This is a genomic window from Methylobacterium sp. A52T, assembly GCF_053346095.1.
The window spans coordinates 1-14670 of sequence record NZ_JBKFBI010000051.1 but is presented as its reverse complement, the minus strand read 5'-3'; the positions used below and the strand labels follow the sequence as shown (position 1 = coordinate 14670).

The window sequence follows — 14670 nt, the reverse complement described above, 5'->3', positions numbered from 1 at the left end:
CGGCCGCAAGACCTTCGATGACAGCGCCACACGCCAGGGGCCCGATGTTCGCTGAGCGCCCGCGCGGCGGCGTCGGCGCGTGGCCCCTGATCGCCGCCACGCTGGTCGCCACGATCGTCTGGATGGCGGTCGCCGGGCTGCACTTCGCCTGGGACAGCGCCCTCGTCACCTTCGCGGCCGGCGGCGGGCTCGAGGCCCTGGCGCAGATCTACCGCACGCGACGCCCCGAGCCGCGCATCGCCGCGACGCTCAGCGCGCTGGCGCAGGTCATCGCCTTCAGCGCCTGCGCGGCCGCGCTGTCGTACACGGTCGCGAGCACCGGCGGCCCGCTCTGGGATTCGACCTTCGACGCCTGGGACCGGCGGCTCGGACTGGACTGGCGCGCCTACCTGGCCTTCGTGGACGGCCATCCGCGGCTCGGGCTGGCGCTCTCGCTGGCCTACCGGAGCCTGATCCTGCAGACCATGCTGGCGGTCATCCTGCTGGGCTTCAGCGGCCGGCTGCGGGCGCTGCGGGACTTCGTCCTGGCCTTCGCCCTCGCCGGCACGGTGACGGTCCTGATCTCCGCGCTGACGCCGGCCCTGGCCAACTTCGTGTTCCTGGGCCTGTCCCCGGCGGACTTCCCCAACCTGCACCCGGCCGCGTCCTACGTCCACGTCGCGGACCTGACCGGCCTGCGCGACGGCACGCTCCGGACGATCTCCCTCGACCACGTCGAGGGCATCATCACGTTCCCGAGCTTCCACGCGGCGCTGGGGGCCCTCTACATCTGGGCCTTCTGGCACCTGCGCGCGGCCCGGATCCCGGCCCTCCTCGTCAACGTCCTCCTCATCGCCGCCACGCCGATCGACGGCGGCCACTACTTCGTCGACGTGATCGCCGGGCTGGTCATCGCCGTCCTGGCGATCTGCGCCGCGCGGGCGCTCGGGCCGCGGCGGGCCGCGGACGCGCTCCGCCCCGGAGCGCCCGAGGGCGGACCCGCGCCCGGGCGGGCCTGACGCGCGCGGCCAGTGGCCGGGTACGTCTCAGAGCGCCTCGCCCCGCATCAGCCGGGGCCGGGAGTCGCGCGCGGCCGCGGCCTCGCCGATGAAGAAGCGCTTGAGACCCGGCAGCCGGTCCACGATCCCGAGGCCGAGGTCGCGGGCGAGCCGCAGCGGCAGGGCGTCGTTCGAGAACAGCCGGTTGAGCCCGTCGGTCGCCGCCGCCATGGCGAAGCTGTCGAAGCGCCGGGCGCGCTCGTAGGCGCGCAGCACGTCGGGGCTGCCGGGGTCGAGGCCGAGGCGCAGCGCGCCGGTCACGGATTCGGCCAGCGCCGCGGCGTCCGCGAGCCCGAGGTTGAGGCCCTGGCCGGCGATCGGGTGGATCACGTGGGCGGCGTCGCCCAGCAGGGCCAGGCGCTCGGCGCGGAAGGCGCGGGCGATGCCGAAGGCGAGGGGGTGACGGCTGGGGCCGTGCTCCAGCGCGAGCGCGCCGAGATCCAGGGTGAACCGGCGCTCGATCTCGGCGAGCACCTCGTCGGGGCCGCCGGAGAGCAGGGCCTCGGCGTCGTCCGACCGCTCGGTCCAGACGATGGAGGAGCGGTGCCCCAGGGGGCCGCCGTCCCGCAGCGGCAGGATCGCGAACGGGCCCGCGGGCAGGAAGTGCTCGAAGGCGCGGCCTTCGTGCGGCCGGGCATGGCCGATCGTCGCCACGATCCCGACCTGCGGGTAGGACCAGCCGACCCAGCCGATCCGCGCCGCCTCGCGCAGCCGCGAGCGCGCCCCGTCGGCGGCCACCAGCAGGTCGCCCGGCAGGGTCTCGCCGGTGGTGAGCGCCGCGCGGATCGCGGCCCCCTCCGGCACCGCGCGCACGACCCCGGCGGCGACGATCGCGACCCCCGCCGCCCGGCAGGCCTCCGCGAGGGCCGCGGCCAGCGGCTCGGCCTCGATCATGTGGGCGAAGGGCTCGCCGTCGTCGCGCTCCGCGTCCGCCTCGCGGCCGAAAGTCAGGAAGACCGGCCGCACCGGGTCGGCGAGGCGGCTGTCGCTGATCACCATCTCGCCGATCGGCTCGGCCGCGTCGGCGACCCGGGCCCACAGGCCGAGGCGCTCCAGCATCCGCCGCCCGCCCGCCGCGAGGGCGTAGGCGCGGCCGCGATGCCGGGCGGGGTCGGCGGCGCCCGGATCGATCACCGTCACGGCCAGCGCCGGCCCGTGGGCCTGCTTCAGGGCAAGGGCCAGGGCGAGGCTGGGCAGGCCGCCGCCGGCGATCAGGAGGCTGCGGCTGCCGGGGCGAGGCGTCTCGGCCGTCATCGGGGCGGATCTCCTAGGGGTCCCGCGCGCGGGACGCGTGGATTGGTTCGTCCGAAAAGCCTATGTCGCACGCGGGCAACGAACGGAAACCCCGCGGGTCATGACCGACGCCAACACCGACGCGATGACGGACGCCGTCGCCGAGCTGATCGCCATCCTCGACCTGGAGCGCCTGGAGGTCGACCTGTTCCGCGGCCAGAACCCTAAGACGGGCTGGCGGCGCGTCTTCGGCGGGCAGGTGGTGGCGCAGGCGCTGGTCGCCGCGACCCGGACCGTGCCGGACGACCGCCCCGCCCACTCGCTGCACGCCTACTTCATGCTGCCCGGCGACCCGCGCACGCCCATCGTCTACGAGGTCGAGCGGATCCGGGACGGGCGGAGCTTCACGACCCGCCGGGTCAAGGCGATCCAGCACGGGCGCGCGATCTTCGCCACGACGGTCTCCTACCAGGTCGTCGAGGAGGGGCTCACGCACCAGCCGGCGATGCCGGCGGTGGCCGGCCCCGAGGGGCTCCTCGACGGCAAGGCCCTGGCGGCCGCCGGCGGCACCGGGATGCCGGAGGCGATCGCCGCCTATTTCGGCCGCGAGCGGCCGATCGCGCTGCGGCCGGTCGACCTGAACCGCTACCTGCCCGCCGGGGCGGGCGGCCGGGCGCCGGACCCGATCTTCAATGTCTGGCTGCGCGCGGCCTCGGCGCTGCCGGACGACCCGGCGCTGCACCGGGCCGTGCTGGCCTACGCGTCCGACATGACCCTGCTCGACGTCTCGCTGATCCCGCACGCGCGCTCGGTGTTCGATCCGACGATCCAGGCCGCGAGCCTCGACCACGCGCTCTGGTTCCACCGGCCCGTGAAGATCGACGACTGGCTGCTCTACGCCCAGGACAGCCCGGTCGCAGGCGGCGCCCGCGGCTTCGCCCGGGGCCAGATCTTCGACCGGGCCGGCAACCTCGTGGCGTCGGTGGCCCAGGAGGGTCTGATCCGCCCGACGCGGGATTAAAACGCGTTGCCGCGCGTGTGTTGCCGGCGCGCAACGGGGCGGGATGCACGGAATTGGGCAGATTGCCTCGTCTTTGTGCGGCGTCGCGGCGCGACCTGCCCGCGATCTGGCCGCGTCGGGCTAATCGATGGGCAAAATCGCGACCGGCGAAAATGTTCCCGGCCAAGCTTGTCTGGCATAGTCCTTGAATAGCGGCCTTCGACCGCGGGTCATCCCGAGCCTGCGGACGGTCCGGGTCGGCTCGTCCCGCAGGTCGGGTGACGGCAACGGTTCCCGAGGACTTCGAAGGGGGCGTCGCCCATGAAAATCGTGATGGCCATCATCAAGCCGTTCAAGCTCGAGGAGGTGCGCGACGCGCTCACCGGAATCGGCGTGCACGGCCTGACGGTGACGGAGGTGAAGGGTTATGGCCGCCAGAAGGGCCACACCGAGATCTACCGCGGCGCGGAATACGCCGTCAGCTTCCTGCCGAAGCTGAAGATCGAGGTCGCCGTCGCCTCGGACCTGACGTCCAGCGTGATCGACGCCATCGCGGGGGCCGCGCGGACCGGCCAGATCGGCGACGGCAAGATCTTCGTGATGCCGCTGGAGAAGGCGGTGCGCATCCGGACCGGCGAGACCGACGCCGACGCCCTCTGATCCGCGGCCCGGTGCGCCCGGGCCCGCCGATCCCCAGACCTCCTGAAACACTACGGACTTGAGACCGGGAGCCACGTGCCCATGAAACTTCGTCATGCCCTCATGCTCGGCTTGGGAGGGGCGGCGATCGCCGCCCTCCTGATCGAGCCGTCCCTCGCGCAGACCCCGACACCGGAAGCCGCCTCGCCGCCGCCCTCGCCGATCCCCAACAAGGGCGACACGGCCTGGATGCTGATCTCGTCGGCCCTGGTGCTGATGATGAGCATCCCGGGCCTCGCGCTGTTCTACGGCGGCCTCGTGCGCACCAAGAACATGCTGTCGGTGCTGACCCAGGTGTTCGCGATCGTGTCGATCGTCGGCCTGCTCTGGGTGTTCTACGGCTACAGCCTCGCCTTCACCAGCGGCGGCGGCCTCAACGACTTCGTCGGCGGCCTCTCGAAGGCCTTCCTGAAGGGCGTCGACGCGAACTCGACGGTCGCGACCTTCTCGAACGGCGTCGTGATCCCGGAATACGCCTATCTGTGCTTCCAGATGACGTTCGCCATGATCACGCCCGCGCTGATCGTCGGCGCCTTCGCCGAGCGGATGAAGTTCTCCGCGCTGGTGGTGTTCACGATCCTCTGGGTCACGATCATCTACTTCCCGATGGCCCACATGGTCTGGTACTGGGCCGGCCCGGACGCCGTCGGCAACGCCGCGAAGGCGCTGGCCGCCGCCACCGACGACGCCTCGAAGGCGACCGCCCAGGCGGCCCTCGACGCGGTCAACAAGGATGCCGGCTTCCTCTTCCAGAAGGGCGCCCTCGACTTCGCGGGCGGCACGGTCGTGCACATCAACGCGGGCATCGCCGGTTTCGTCGGCTGCCTGATCATGGGCAAGCGCATCGGCTACGGCCGCGACCTGCTCGCCCCGCACTCTCTGACCATGACGATGATCGGCGCCTCGCTGCTGTGGGTCGGCTGGTTCGGCTTCAACGCCGGCTCGAACCTCGAGTCCAACGGCACCGCCGCCCTCGCGATGCTCAACACCTTCGTGGCGACCTGCGGCGCCGCGGTGGCGTGGCTGTTCGCCGAGTGGGCCCTCAAGGGCAAGCCGTCCCTGCTCGGCATGCTGTCGGGCGCGGTCGCCGGCCTCGTCGCGGTCACCCCGGCCTCCGGCTTCGCCGGCCCGATGGGCTCGATCGTGCTCGGCCTCGTCGCCGGCGTGGTCTGCTTCGTGATGTGCTCCACCGTGAAGAACGCGCTGGGCTACGACGACTCGCTGGACGTCTTCGGCGTCCACTGCATCGGCGGCATCCTGGGCGCGCTGGCGACCGGCATCCTGGTCGACCCGAACCTCGGCGGCGTCGGCATCCCCGACTACACCTCGAAGCCGGGCGAGCTGGCGGTCGGTGCCTACGACATGATGAGCCAGCTCATCGTCCAGGCGGAGGCGGTCGGCCTGACCCTGCTGTGGTCGGGCATCGGCTCGGCGATCCTCTACAAGCTCGTCGACGTGACGATCGGCCTGCGTGTCACGCAGGAGGAGGAGCGCGAAGGCCTCGACATCGCCGATCACGGCGAGCGCGCCTACAACTACTGAGATGGACGGCGCGGCCCCGCGGGGCCGCGTCTCCCGAACGAGAAAACCCCGGCTCCGTGAGGGCCGGGGTTTTCTTTTGCGTCAGGCCGTCATCGCGAGCGCAGCGAAGCGACCCAGGGCAACGCTGCGGCTGGACGTGGTGCGCTGCCCTAAATCGCTTCGCTCCGCTCGCAAAGACGATGCGGGGCGGCGATCGGGCATCGACCCCGAGGCGCTCACGCCGCCCGCGTCAGCGCCGCCTTCTCCTCCGCGAAGGCCCAGTCGAGCCAGGGCGTCAGCGCTTCCAGATCCGAGGTCTCCACGGTGGCACCGCACCAGATCCGCAGGCCCGCCGGCGCGTCGCGGTAGGCGCCGATGTCGAGGGCGACGCCCTCGCGGTCCAGGCGCTCGACGATCCCCGCCGCGAAGGCCGAGACCGCCGCGTCGCCGCGGGCGAGCACGTCCGGATCGGCGATCACGAGGCAGACGCCCGTGTTCGAGTAGGTCGCGGGATCGGCGGCCAGCGGCGCGATCCAGGGCGTGCGCGCGACCCAGTCGTAGACGACCTTCGCGTTGGCGTCGGCCCGCGCGTGCAGCGCCTTCAGGCCGCCGATCCGCTCGGCCCAGTCCAGGGTGTCGAGGTAGTCCTCGACGGCCAGCATCGAGGGCGTGTTGATCGTGTCGCCCTTGAAGATGCCCTCGATCAGCTTCCCGTCCTTGGTGAGGCGGAAGATCTTCGGCAGGGGCCAGGACGGCGTGTGGCTCTCCAGCCGCGCCACGGCGCGGGGCGAGAGGATCAGCATGCCGTGCGCCGCCTCGCCGCCCATCACCTTCTGCCACGAGAAGGTCACGACATCGAGCTTGTCCCAGGGCAGGGGTTGGGCGAAGGCCGCCGAGGTCGCGTCGCAGATCGTCAGCCCCTCGCGGTCGGCCGCGATCCAGTCGCCGTCCGGCACCTTCACGCCGGCCGCGGTGCCGTTCCACGTGAAGACCACGTCGCTGTTCTTCGTGTCGATCGCCGCGAGGTCCGGCAGGATCCCGTAGGGCGTCTGGTGGATGCGCGGCGCGATCTTGAGCTGCTTCAGCGCGTCCGTGACCCACTCCTTGCCGAACGCCTCCCAGGCGGCGACCTCGACGGGCTTCGGCCCGAGCATCGTCCACATCGCCATCTCGACGGCGCCGGTGTCGGAGGCCGGCACGATGCCGATCCGGTAGTCGGCGGGCACCTGCAGGACCGTGCGGGTCAGGTCGATCGCCCGGCCGAGCTTGGCCTTGCCGAGGGGTGAGCGGTGCGACCGGCCGAGGGCGGCGTCGGCCAGCGCGGCCGGGGTCCAGCCGGGGCGCTTTGCGCAGGGGCCGGAGGAGAAGTGGGGCACGCGCGGGCGCTGCGTGGGGCGGCTGGTCATGGCGGATCCATCCTTGCAGAGGGCCGCACTCCCGCGGGAAGGCGCGTCCCGGCTCGCGCATGCGCCGAAACCGGCCGGCTTGCAAGCGCCCGTCCCAGCGGCAGTCTTCGCGGCGCTGCCCCCAGCCGGGACAGGGCCCCGCGCTGCGGGGAACAGTCGATTAATCCGGGCCCGTTAGCCTTAATGAGGTGCCGCGTAGCGTTTGAGGTGCGCCGATGACTTTCCACAGCGCCGCGATATTGGCGGTCTGGTCCGTTCTACTCTTGGTTATTGGGGCCTTAATCCCCCGCCTCCTGCAGGCGAGCCGGACACCGCGGCTGGTGCCGCAGCCGCTGCGGCTCGACCCGCCGGATTACGACCGGGACGGCCCGGTGATCGACCTCGAGCCGGCCTGACCGGGGCCGTCCCCGGGGCGCAGGTCCGGGCGCCGCTCGGCGGTGATCCGCTCGGCCTCCGCCCGCCGCCAGCGGGCGATGGCGGCGTGGTTGCCGCCGGAGAGGACGTCCGGGATCGCGCGGCCCTCCCAGTCGCGGGGGCGCGTGTAGTGCGGGTACTCGAGGAGCCCGCCCTCGAAGCTCTCCTCGACGCCGGATTCCACCTTGCCCATGACGCCGGGCAGGAGGCGCACGCAGGCGTCCAGCACCACCAGGGCGGCGATCTCGCCGCCCGACAGCACGTAGTCGCCGATCGAGACCTCCTCCAGGCCGCGCCCGGCGATGACGCGCTCGTCGACGCCCTCGAAGCGGCCGCAGACGATCAGCGCGCCCGGTCCCGCCGCGAGGTCGCGAACGCGGGCCTGGGTGAGCGGCCGGCCGCGGGGCGACATCAGCAGGCGCGGGCGCGGGTCGTCGGCCCCGGTCGCGGCGTTGTAAGTCGCGGCGTCGATGGCGGCGCCGAGCACGTCGCAGCGCAGGACCATCCCGGCCCCGCCGCCGGCCGGCGTGTCGTCCACCGAGCGGTGGCGGCCGAGGCCGTGCGCGCGGATGTTGCGGGCCTCCAGGGTCCAGTCGCCCCGCGCCAGGGCGTCGCCCGACAGGGACACGCCCAGCGGGCCCGGGAACATCTCCGGGTAGAGGGTGAGGATCGTGGCCCGCCAGGGCGTGTCCGCGCGCGTCATGGCGCTTGATGGCGCGCGGGGTGCGGCACGGTCAACGGGCCCGGCACCGCGGGCGCCCCCCGCGGGTTGTCGGCCATGAACCGCGCCCTCGCCCTCCTCGCGGCCGCTGCCGCCACCGCTGCCCTGGCCGGCCCGGCCCGCGCCGCCGAGCCGCTGGCGCCCCCGGGCGCGCCCGCCGCCGCCTTCCCCAGGCCCGACCGGCCCGTGGCCGAGATCGTCGCGCCGCGCTGGTCCTCGGAGGCCGAGCGCGACAGGGCGGGCGAGTTCGAGCAGGTGGCCGAGGGGATGGGCATCGCCCCCGGCGAGACGGTGGCGGATATCGGCGCCGGCAGCGGCTACTACGCGGTGCGGCTGAGCCCCCGGGTCGGGCCGCGGGGCCGCGTGCTCGCCGAGGACGTGACTCCGTCCTACCTGGCGGCCTTGGAGAAGCGGGTGAAGGCGCTCGGGAACGTCACGGTCGTGCGCGGCGAGCCGCACGACCCGCGCCTGCCCCCGGCCTCGGTGGACGCGGCGATCCTTGTCCACATGTACCACGAGATCACCCAGCCCTTCGGCCTGCTCCACAACCTCGCCGCCGCGATGCGCCCGGGCGGCCGGGTCGGGATCGTCGATGCCGACGCGATCCCGTCGCGGCACGGCACGCCGCCGGCGCTCCTGCGCTGCGAGCTCGCCGCCGCGGGCTACCGGGAGACCGGCTTCCGGCCGCTCGCGGACGGGGCCTACCTGGCGGTGTTCGCCGCCCCTGCCCCGGAGGCGCGCCCGCGGCCGGAGACGATCCGTCCCTGCCGCGACGACGCCACGGCGCGGTAGCGGCGCCTCAGGAGCGCCAGCGCAGCTCGCGGCGCTCTAGCGGGTTGACGAACGGGCGCCCGTCGCGGGCCGATTCCAGGGCCTCGCGCTTCAGCCGGAAATACCATTGCGAGGGCAGGTCGCCCTGGCCGAACAGCACCATGGTGGGCTTGCGGTCGAGCCCGTCCTGCGCGTGCTGGAGCACCTGCTGGTCCTGGGTCAGGAACTGCCGCATCAGCGGGCGCGCGACCGGCCTGAGCAGGTTCAGGGCCGGCATGCTCCAGTAGAGCGCGTTCGTGAGCAGCGTCCGGTCCGGCGTCAGCGGCGTCGCGAAGGTGTAGTTCGCCACCCGCTTCGCCCCCGCGCGGATGCGCTCCAGGCGCACGCCGGGCAGGCGGAACTCGATCTCGACCTCGGGGACGCCGCCGAGCAGGCGGTAGACCGGCGAGCTCGTCGTGGTCGCGTGGCTCGTCATCACGAAGCCGTGGGGCACCGGCTGGAAGGTCTTCACCTTCTCGCGGAGCTGCTTCGAGGGCCGGAACCACCACGAATCGTGGACGAAGGCGACGTGCCCGGGATCGACGAGGCTCAGCGTCGTCAGGTCGAAGGAGGCCTCGACCTCCAGCTCGACCACGAGGGAGCCGGCCGGCTCGAAATCCAGCGCCGGCACCTCCGGCACCGCGCCGGCGGCGGGGCCGAGATGCGGGTTGACCCAGAGGAAGCCGGCGCTCTCCCGGACGGGGAAGCGCTGCACCTGGATGCGCGAGAAGTCGGCGGCGTCGTGCTCCGACAGGGTCGGGACGTCGCGGCAGCGCCCGTCGGTGCCGAAGCGCCAGCCGTGGAACGGGCACATCAGGGTGTCGCCGTCGAAGCGGCCCTTCGACAGGGCCATGCCGCGGTGGGGGCAGCGGTCGCGCAGCGCGAAGGGCGCGCCGTCGGGGCCGCGGCCCAGCACGATCTGCTCGCCGTTCAGCGCCACGGCCCGCAGGGCCGACCGGCCGCCCGCCCTGCCGAGGCTCCGGGACTGCCCGACGCAGTACCACGCGTTGCCGAGCGGCTGGCGCATCGCGTCGGGATCGAGCGCGGCCTCGTCGGCGGGGCGCGGCGGGTTGGCGAAGGGCGCGTTCAAGGCGGTTCGGGCAGACCTCGGGGCGCCCGTCATACGCCCGGCCGCCGGGACGGGGAAGCGCCGGGCCGGGGAGGACAAACGGGCGCAGGCGCGGGGCTTCACAAGCCGGGCGCGGCCACCTACCTTCGCCTCACCCGCAACCAACGAAAGGAGGTGATCCAGTGTCTCATTGTCATCAGCCGTGTGTCTCGGCTCATCGGACCTGGACCGTCGCCTCCGGCGCGTCGCTCTAAGACGCGTCAGAGACCCGATCTCGGGACAGTTCCGCCGGACAACACGGTTCGGCAATGGAAGGGCCACCCTCTCGGGTGGCCCTTCGGCGTTTCAGGGTCCGGACTTGCGGTCGGCGGCGCCCAGCGCCGCCCAGTGCCGCTCAGCGCCGCTGGGACTGGAACAGCGGCTGGGCCAGCGCCTCGGTCCGGGCGCGCCACAGGTCGCGCTCCTCGCGCAGGGCATCGCGCTCGCCGGCCAGGGTCAGCCGCTCGGCCCGCAGGGCGTCCCGCTCCGCGATCGCCCGGTCGCGCTCGGCGCGCAGTTCCTCGCGCTCGGCCCGGAAGCGCTCCCGCTCGCCGCGGAACTCCTCGCGCTCGACGCGGACGTCCTCCTGCTCGGCCCGGAGATCCTCCAGGGAGCCGATCTCGTCGCGGATATGCTCGCGGAGCGTGCGGATCTCGTCGGCCAGGATCGCCTGCAGCTCGTCCTGCCGCTCGGCCTCGACGCGGAGTCTGGCCTTGAGCATCAGGTTCTCGGCCATCAGCTCGGCGATGTCGGGATCCTCGGCCGCGGCCCGCGGCGCCTCGGGGGCCGGGACGACGCGGGGCGACCACGCCGTCTCCCCGCCGCGCGGCCGCCGCGCCTCGGGCAGGGTCTCCTCGGGCCGCCCGTCGCCGCGGGCCTCGGCCGGCGCCTGGGCCTTCATCGCCGTCAGCCAGTCGCGGAGCGGACCGGTCGCGGGAAAGCTGCCGGACTCGGTCGGCGAGTGAGAGCGGGCGGGTTCCGACATCGGCGGGCGTCCTGATCGAATATGGCCCGAAGACAATCCCAACATGCTTAACGATCGGTAAAAGTTAACACCGATCGGCGGCCCGTTTCGGCACCGCCGCGGCGCTGGCCGGGCCGAAAAATTGACTTTCCGGCCGGCTGCCGCTACGCCCCGGCCTCCCGATCCGTAGCAGATCGACCGATGCCAAGCCGACCGGTCCCGCGAGGCCGGAGGTCAACGCCCGACAGCGCGTCCGCGCCCTCGGGCGCGATGGGCGTTGGCCGATATGCGAGGACGGGATCCGCCGGCCGAGGCACCCGCATGACGCGAGATCAAGAAGCGTTGAAGATCGAGGACGCGATCAACGAGACCTGCCCGTGGTCGGGCAAGCCGATCTCGGCCGACTCGCTGACGCTCTACAACGGCGCCGTGGTGGGCTTCTGCAACCCGGACTGCCGGGACAAGTTCGCCAAGGCCGTGCGCGGCTTCGAGGCCGCCCTCCAGGCACGCCGCGTCGAGCGCGCCGGGCTCGAGCAGTAACGGCGGGGCGTCAGGAACATGTTCGAAGGCCTGTCCGACCGCCTCTCCGGCATCCTCTCGGGGCTCACCCGTCGCGGTGCCCTGACCGAGGCCGACGTCACCGCCGCCATGCGCGAGGTGCGCCGCGCCCTGCTGGAGGCCGACGTCGCCCTCGAGGTGGTCCGCGGCTTCACCGACCGGGTGAAGGAGAAGGCCGTCGGCGCCGTCGTGCTCAAGTCGGTGACGCCCGGCCAGATGGTCGTGAAGATCGTCAACGACGAGCTCGTGGCCATGCTCGGCACCGACGCCGAGACCGTCGATCTCAACGCCCCCGCCCCGGTGCCGATCCTGATGGTCGGCCTGCAGGGCTCGGGCAAGACCACGACCACCGCCAAGATCGCCCGGCGCCTCTCCGACCGCGAGAAGCGCAAGGTCCTGCTCGCCTCCCTCGACACCCGCCGCCCGGCCGCCATGGAGCAGCTCGCGGTGCTGGCCAAGCAGGTCGGCGTGGAGAGCCTGCCGATCATCGCCGGCCAGTCGGCGGTGCAGATCGCCAAGCGCGCCATGGACGCGGCCCGCCTCGGCGGCTTCGACGTCGTGATGCTCGACACCGCCGGCCGCACCACGGTCGACGAGGGCCTGATGGCCGAGGCCGCCGAGGTGAAGGCCGCGACGAGGCCCCACGAGGTGCTGCTCGTCGCCGACGCGCTCACCGGCCAGGACGCGGTCAACACCGCCCGCGCCTTCGACCAGCGGCTCGGAGTCACCGGCATCGTGCTGACCCGCATGGACGGCGATTCCCGCGGCGGCGCGGCGCTGTCGATGCGCGCCGTCACCGGCAAGCCGATCAAGCTCGTCGGCGTCGGCGAGAAGGTCGACGCGCTGGAGGAGTTCCACCCGGCCCGCGTGGCCAACCGCATCCTCGGCATGGGCGACATCGTCTCGCTCGTCGAGAAGGCCGCCGAGACCATCGACCACGAGCAGGCGCTCCGCACCGCGGAGAAGATGCGCAAGGGCAAGTTCGACCTGGAGGATCTCTCCATGCAGCTCGCCCAGATGGAGAAGATGGGCGGCATCGGCGGCCTGATGGGCATGCTGCCCGGGATGGGCCAGATCAAGAAGCAGGTCGAGGGCGCCAACCTCGACGAGAAGATGTTCAAGCGCCAGCGGGCGATCATCTCGTCGATGACCCCGCAGGAGCGGAAGAACCCCGACCTCCTCAAGAACAGCCGCAAGAAGCGCATCGCGGCGGGCTCGGGGGTCGACGTCTCGGAGATCAACAAGCTCCTGAAGATGCACCGGACCATGGCCGACATGATGAAGGCGATGGGCCAGGGCAAGCGCGGGATCGGGCAGGCGCTCGGCTCGATGTTCGGCCTGGGCGGCGGGATGGGCGGTGGCATGGGCGGTGGAATGCCCGGTCTCCCGCCCGGCATGCCGGAGCCGACGCCGGAGCAGATCGCGCAGCTCGAGAAGCAGTTCGGCGGCAAGCTGCCGCCGATGCCGCCGGGCCTGGGCGGGGGCGGGATGCCCAAGCTTCCCGGACTTCCGGGCCTCGGCGGTCCGAAGCTGCCGGGTCTCGGTGGGTTCATGCCGGGGAAGAAGAAATGAGCGTGCTCGCGGCCCAGGCCGTCGATCCCGAACTCGCGCGCCTGCGGGACAGCATCGACAATTTCGATGCGGCGCTGATCCACCTCCTCGCCGAGCGTTTCCGCTGCACGCAGCGGGTCGGCGAGCTCAAGGCCCGAAAGGGGATCCCCCCTTCCGATCCGGACCGGGAGGCCCGTCAGGTCGCCCGGCTCCGCAAGCTCGCGGTCGAGGCCAAGCTCGACCCCGACTTCGCCGAGAAGTTTCTGGCCTTCGTGGTCAAGGAAGTCATTCGGCACCACCAGTCGATCAAGGCGGACCACGAGTCCCAGATCGAGCAACAGCGAAAGTAGTCAGACCATGGCCCTCAAGATCCGTCTCACCCGCGGCGGCGCCAAGAAGCGCCCCTACTACCGCATCGTCGTCGCCGACGCCCGCGCCCCGCGCGACGGCCGCTTCATCGACAAGGTCGGCGCCTACGACCCGATGAAGGCCAAGGACGATCCGGCCCGCATCGTGCTCGACAACGAGAAGATCCAGAGCTGGCTCGCCAAGGGTGCGCAGCCGACCGACCGCGTCCTGCGCTTCCTCGACCAGGCCGGTCTCGCCAAGCGCCCGACCCGCAACAACCCGCAGAAGGCCGAGCCGGGCGAGAAGGCCAAGGAGCGCGCCGCCAAGCGTGCCGAGAAGGCCGCCGCTCCCGCCGAGGACGCCGCCGCGTAAGGCGCACCGGTCATGGCGCGCCGCCCCGCAGGTCCCACCTCCCGCGACGGCGGCCGCCGAGGCCGCACGAGCTCGGCGATCGGCAAGATCGCGCCCGACGCGGCGACCTCGCCCAAGGCGCCGGCCCCCAAGCCGGCCGCCAAGCCGGCGCCGCTTCCCGCGCCGCCCGATCCGAACCTCGTCCTGCTGGGCGAGTTCGGGCGGGCGCACGGCCTCAACGGCGAGGTCCGGCTCAAATCCTACACCGGCGATCCGCAGGCGATCGCCGGCTACGGAACGCTCCAGACGGCCGACGGCCGGACGCTGACGCTCGCCGACGTGCGTCCCGCCCCCGGCCCGTCGCCCGACATGCTGATCGCCCGGGTCAAGGGCGTCTCGGGCCGCAGCGCCGCGGAGGCGCTCAACCGCGTCGCCCTGTACGTTCCCCGCGACCGTCTGGCCGTGCCCGAGGACGACGACGAGGTCTACGCCGCCGACCTGATCGGCGCCGCGGCGGTGGACGAGGCCGGGACCCTGGTCGGGACGATCGTGGCCGTGCCGAATTACGGCGGCGGCGACCTCCTGGAGCTGCGCCCGCCGAACGGCGGCGCCACCGCGCTCCTGCCCTTCACGAAGGCCTTCGTGCCGGTCCTCAACGTGGCGCAGCGCCGCGTCACCGTCGTCGCGCCGGAGGACCTGTTCGCGGCGCCGGGCGAGAAGCCGGCCGACGATCCGGGCTAGAGCCGTATCCGACCATGTTGCAACGGTCGGGAAGGACGGCGAGCCCGGTCTCGCCAGCCGCGCCAGGCCCCCTCTCCCGTGCGGGAGAGGGTTGGGGTGAGGGACGCGAAGGATCAGGACTGAACAGGCCGCCGATGCGCGTACAGGTCGCGACTCTTCCGGACTGTTCTCATCCCTCACCCTGTCCCTCTCCCGCACGGGAGAGGGG

Annotated in this window: 15 protein-coding genes; 10 read left to right on the top strand and 5 right to left on the bottom strand. The window is 72.7% G+C overall.

What is annotated here, in order from left to right:
* The first annotated feature begins 44 nt into the window (after positions 1 to 44).
* Positions 45 to 998: a phosphatase PAP2 family protein gene (locus tag ACLBYE_RS14500; RefSeq protein WP_447694707.1), complete on the top strand. Its 954-nt coding sequence runs from the start codon at positions 45 to 47 to the stop codon at positions 996 to 998.
* A 27-nt stretch (positions 999 to 1025) separates the two neighbouring features.
* Here ACLBYE_RS14500 and ACLBYE_RS14495 read toward each other — a convergent pair whose 3' ends face one another.
* On the bottom strand, positions 1026 to 2291 hold the full coding sequence (locus ACLBYE_RS14495) for an FAD-dependent monooxygenase (RefSeq protein WP_447694706.1): 1266 nt from the start codon (positions 2289 to 2291) through the stop codon (positions 1026 to 1028).
* Positions 2292 to 2391: 100 nt separating this feature from the next.
* Here ACLBYE_RS14495 and tesB point away from each other — a divergent pair, with 100 nt between their 5' ends.
* From tesB to ACLBYE_RS14480, 3 genes are all read left to right on the top strand, one after another.
* Entirely contained in the window at positions 2392 to 3291 is a 900-nt protein-coding gene (gene tesB / locus ACLBYE_RS14490) for an acyl-CoA thioesterase II (RefSeq protein ID WP_091976800.1), read from the top strand.
* Between the two features lie 300 nt (positions 3292 to 3591).
* Entirely contained in the window at positions 3592 to 3930 is a 339-nt protein-coding gene (locus ACLBYE_RS14485; RefSeq protein WP_010683623.1) for a P-II family nitrogen regulator, read from the top strand.
* 81 nt (positions 3931 to 4011) lie between these two features.
* Complete coding sequence (locus ACLBYE_RS14480; RefSeq protein ID WP_091679542.1) at positions 4012 to 5511, top strand: ammonium transporter; 1500 nt, start codon at positions 4012 to 4014, stop codon at positions 5509 to 5511.
* A 215-nt stretch (positions 5512 to 5726) separates the two neighbouring features.
* Here the strand turns inward: ACLBYE_RS14480 and ACLBYE_RS14475 are convergent, their stop codons facing one another.
* Positions 5727 to 6896 carry a phosphoserine transaminase gene (locus tag ACLBYE_RS14475; protein WP_447694705.1) on the bottom strand — a complete coding sequence of 390 codons (1170 nt, stop codon included), beginning with the start codon at positions 6894 to 6896 and terminating at the stop codon, positions 5727 to 5729.
* A 352-nt stretch (positions 6897 to 7248) separates the two neighbouring features.
* Entirely contained in the window at positions 7249 to 8013 is a 765-nt protein-coding gene (gene trmD / locus ACLBYE_RS14470; protein ID WP_447694704.1) for a tRNA (guanosine(37)-N1)-methyltransferase TrmD, read from the bottom strand.
* A gap of 75 nt (positions 8014 to 8088) precedes the next feature.
* Here trmD and ACLBYE_RS14465 point away from each other — a divergent pair, with 75 nt between their 5' ends.
* Positions 8089 to 8823 (top strand): class I SAM-dependent methyltransferase, encoded by a 735-nt coding sequence (locus ACLBYE_RS14465; RefSeq protein ID WP_447694703.1) that lies wholly within the window; start codon positions 8089 to 8091, stop codon positions 8821 to 8823.
* A gap of 7 nt (positions 8824 to 8830) precedes the next feature.
* Here ACLBYE_RS14465 and ACLBYE_RS14460 read toward each other — a convergent pair whose 3' ends face one another.
* Both ACLBYE_RS14460 and ACLBYE_RS14455 read right to left on the bottom strand, forming a co-directional pair.
* A complete protein-coding gene (locus ACLBYE_RS14460) occupies positions 8831 to 9868 on the bottom strand; it encodes an aromatic ring-hydroxylating oxygenase subunit alpha (protein ID WP_447694721.1) in 1038 nt (345 codons plus the stop codon).
* A 436-nt stretch (positions 9869 to 10304) separates the two neighbouring features.
* A complete protein-coding gene (locus ACLBYE_RS14455) occupies positions 10305 to 10934 on the bottom strand; it encodes an ATPase (protein WP_447694702.1) in 630 nt (209 codons plus the stop codon).
* Positions 10935 to 11234: 300 nt separating this feature from the next.
* Between ACLBYE_RS14455 and ACLBYE_RS14450 the strand changes: the two genes are divergently transcribed.
* The 5 genes from ACLBYE_RS14450 to rimM are packed head-to-tail and all read left to right on the top strand — an operon-like array spanning position 11235 to position 14462.
* The gene (locus ACLBYE_RS14450; protein WP_026604841.1) at positions 11235 to 11453 is read left to right on the top strand and encodes a glutathione S-transferase; all 219 of its coding nucleotides are present in this window, start codon (positions 11235 to 11237) and stop codon (positions 11451 to 11453) included.
* 18 nt (positions 11454 to 11471) lie between these two features.
* Positions 11472 to 13043 (top strand): signal recognition particle protein, encoded by a 1572-nt coding sequence (gene ffh / locus ACLBYE_RS14445; RefSeq protein WP_447694701.1) that lies wholly within the window; start codon positions 11472 to 11474, stop codon positions 13041 to 13043.
* On the top strand, positions 13040 to 13372 hold the full coding sequence (locus ACLBYE_RS14440) for a chorismate mutase (protein WP_012320554.1): 333 nt from the start codon (positions 13040 to 13042) through the stop codon (positions 13370 to 13372). The genes ffh and ACLBYE_RS14440 overlap by 4 nt, the downstream gene beginning before the upstream one ends.
* A gap of 7 nt (positions 13373 to 13379) precedes the next feature.
* Positions 13380 to 13742, top strand: coding sequence for a 30S ribosomal protein S16 (gene rpsP / locus ACLBYE_RS14435; RefSeq protein WP_020092607.1), 363 nt, complete (start codon positions 13380 to 13382; stop codon positions 13740 to 13742).
* Positions 13743 to 13754: 12 nt separating this feature from the next.
* Positions 13755 to 14462, top strand: coding sequence for a ribosome maturation factor RimM (gene rimM, locus ACLBYE_RS14430; protein WP_447694700.1), 708 nt, complete (start codon positions 13755 to 13757; stop codon positions 14460 to 14462).
* The last annotated feature ends 208 nt before the right edge of the window (positions 14463 to 14670 follow it).

Coding starts and splice junctions, on each gene's coding strand:
- ACLBYE_RS14500 (WP_447694707.1), top strand. CDS start 45: ATGTTCGCTGAGCGCCCGCGCGGCGGCGTCGGCGCGTGGCCCCTGATC.
- ACLBYE_RS14495 (WP_447694706.1), bottom strand. CDS start 2,291: ATGACGGCCGAGACGCCTCGCCCCGGCAGCCGCAGCCTCCTGATCGCC.
- tesB (WP_091976800.1), top strand. CDS start 2,392: ATGACCGACGCCAACACCGACGCGATGACGGACGCCGTCGCCGAGCTG.
- ACLBYE_RS14485 (WP_010683623.1), top strand. CDS start 3,592: ATGAAAATCGTGATGGCCATCATCAAGCCGTTCAAGCTCGAGGAGGTG.
- ACLBYE_RS14480 (WP_091679542.1), top strand. CDS start 4,012: ATGAAACTTCGTCATGCCCTCATGCTCGGCTTGGGAGGGGCGGCGATC.
- ACLBYE_RS14475 (WP_447694705.1), bottom strand. CDS start 6,896: ATGACCAGCCGCCCCACGCAGCGCCCGCGCGTGCCCCACTTCTCCTCC.
- trmD (WP_447694704.1), bottom strand. CDS start 8,013: ATGACGCGCGCGGACACGCCCTGGCGGGCCACGATCCTCACCCTCTAC.
- ACLBYE_RS14465 (WP_447694703.1), top strand. CDS start 8,089: ATGAACCGCGCCCTCGCCCTCCTCGCGGCCGCTGCCGCCACCGCTGCC.
- ACLBYE_RS14460 (WP_447694721.1), bottom strand. CDS start 9,868: ATGCGCCAGCCGCTCGGCAACGCGTGGTACTGCGTCGGGCAGTCCCGG.
- ACLBYE_RS14455 (WP_447694702.1), bottom strand. CDS start 10,934: ATGTCGGAACCCGCCCGCTCTCACTCGCCGACCGAGTCCGGCAGCTTT.
- ACLBYE_RS14450 (WP_026604841.1), top strand. CDS start 11,235: ATGACGCGAGATCAAGAAGCGTTGAAGATCGAGGACGCGATCAACGAG.
- ffh (WP_447694701.1), top strand. CDS start 11,472: ATGTTCGAAGGCCTGTCCGACCGCCTCTCCGGCATCCTCTCGGGGCTC.
- ACLBYE_RS14440 (WP_012320554.1), top strand. CDS start 13,040: ATGAGCGTGCTCGCGGCCCAGGCCGTCGATCCCGAACTCGCGCGCCTG.
- rpsP (WP_020092607.1), top strand. CDS start 13,380: ATGGCCCTCAAGATCCGTCTCACCCGCGGCGGCGCCAAGAAGCGCCCC.
- rimM (WP_447694700.1), top strand. CDS start 13,755: ATGGCGCGCCGCCCCGCAGGTCCCACCTCCCGCGACGGCGGCCGCCGA.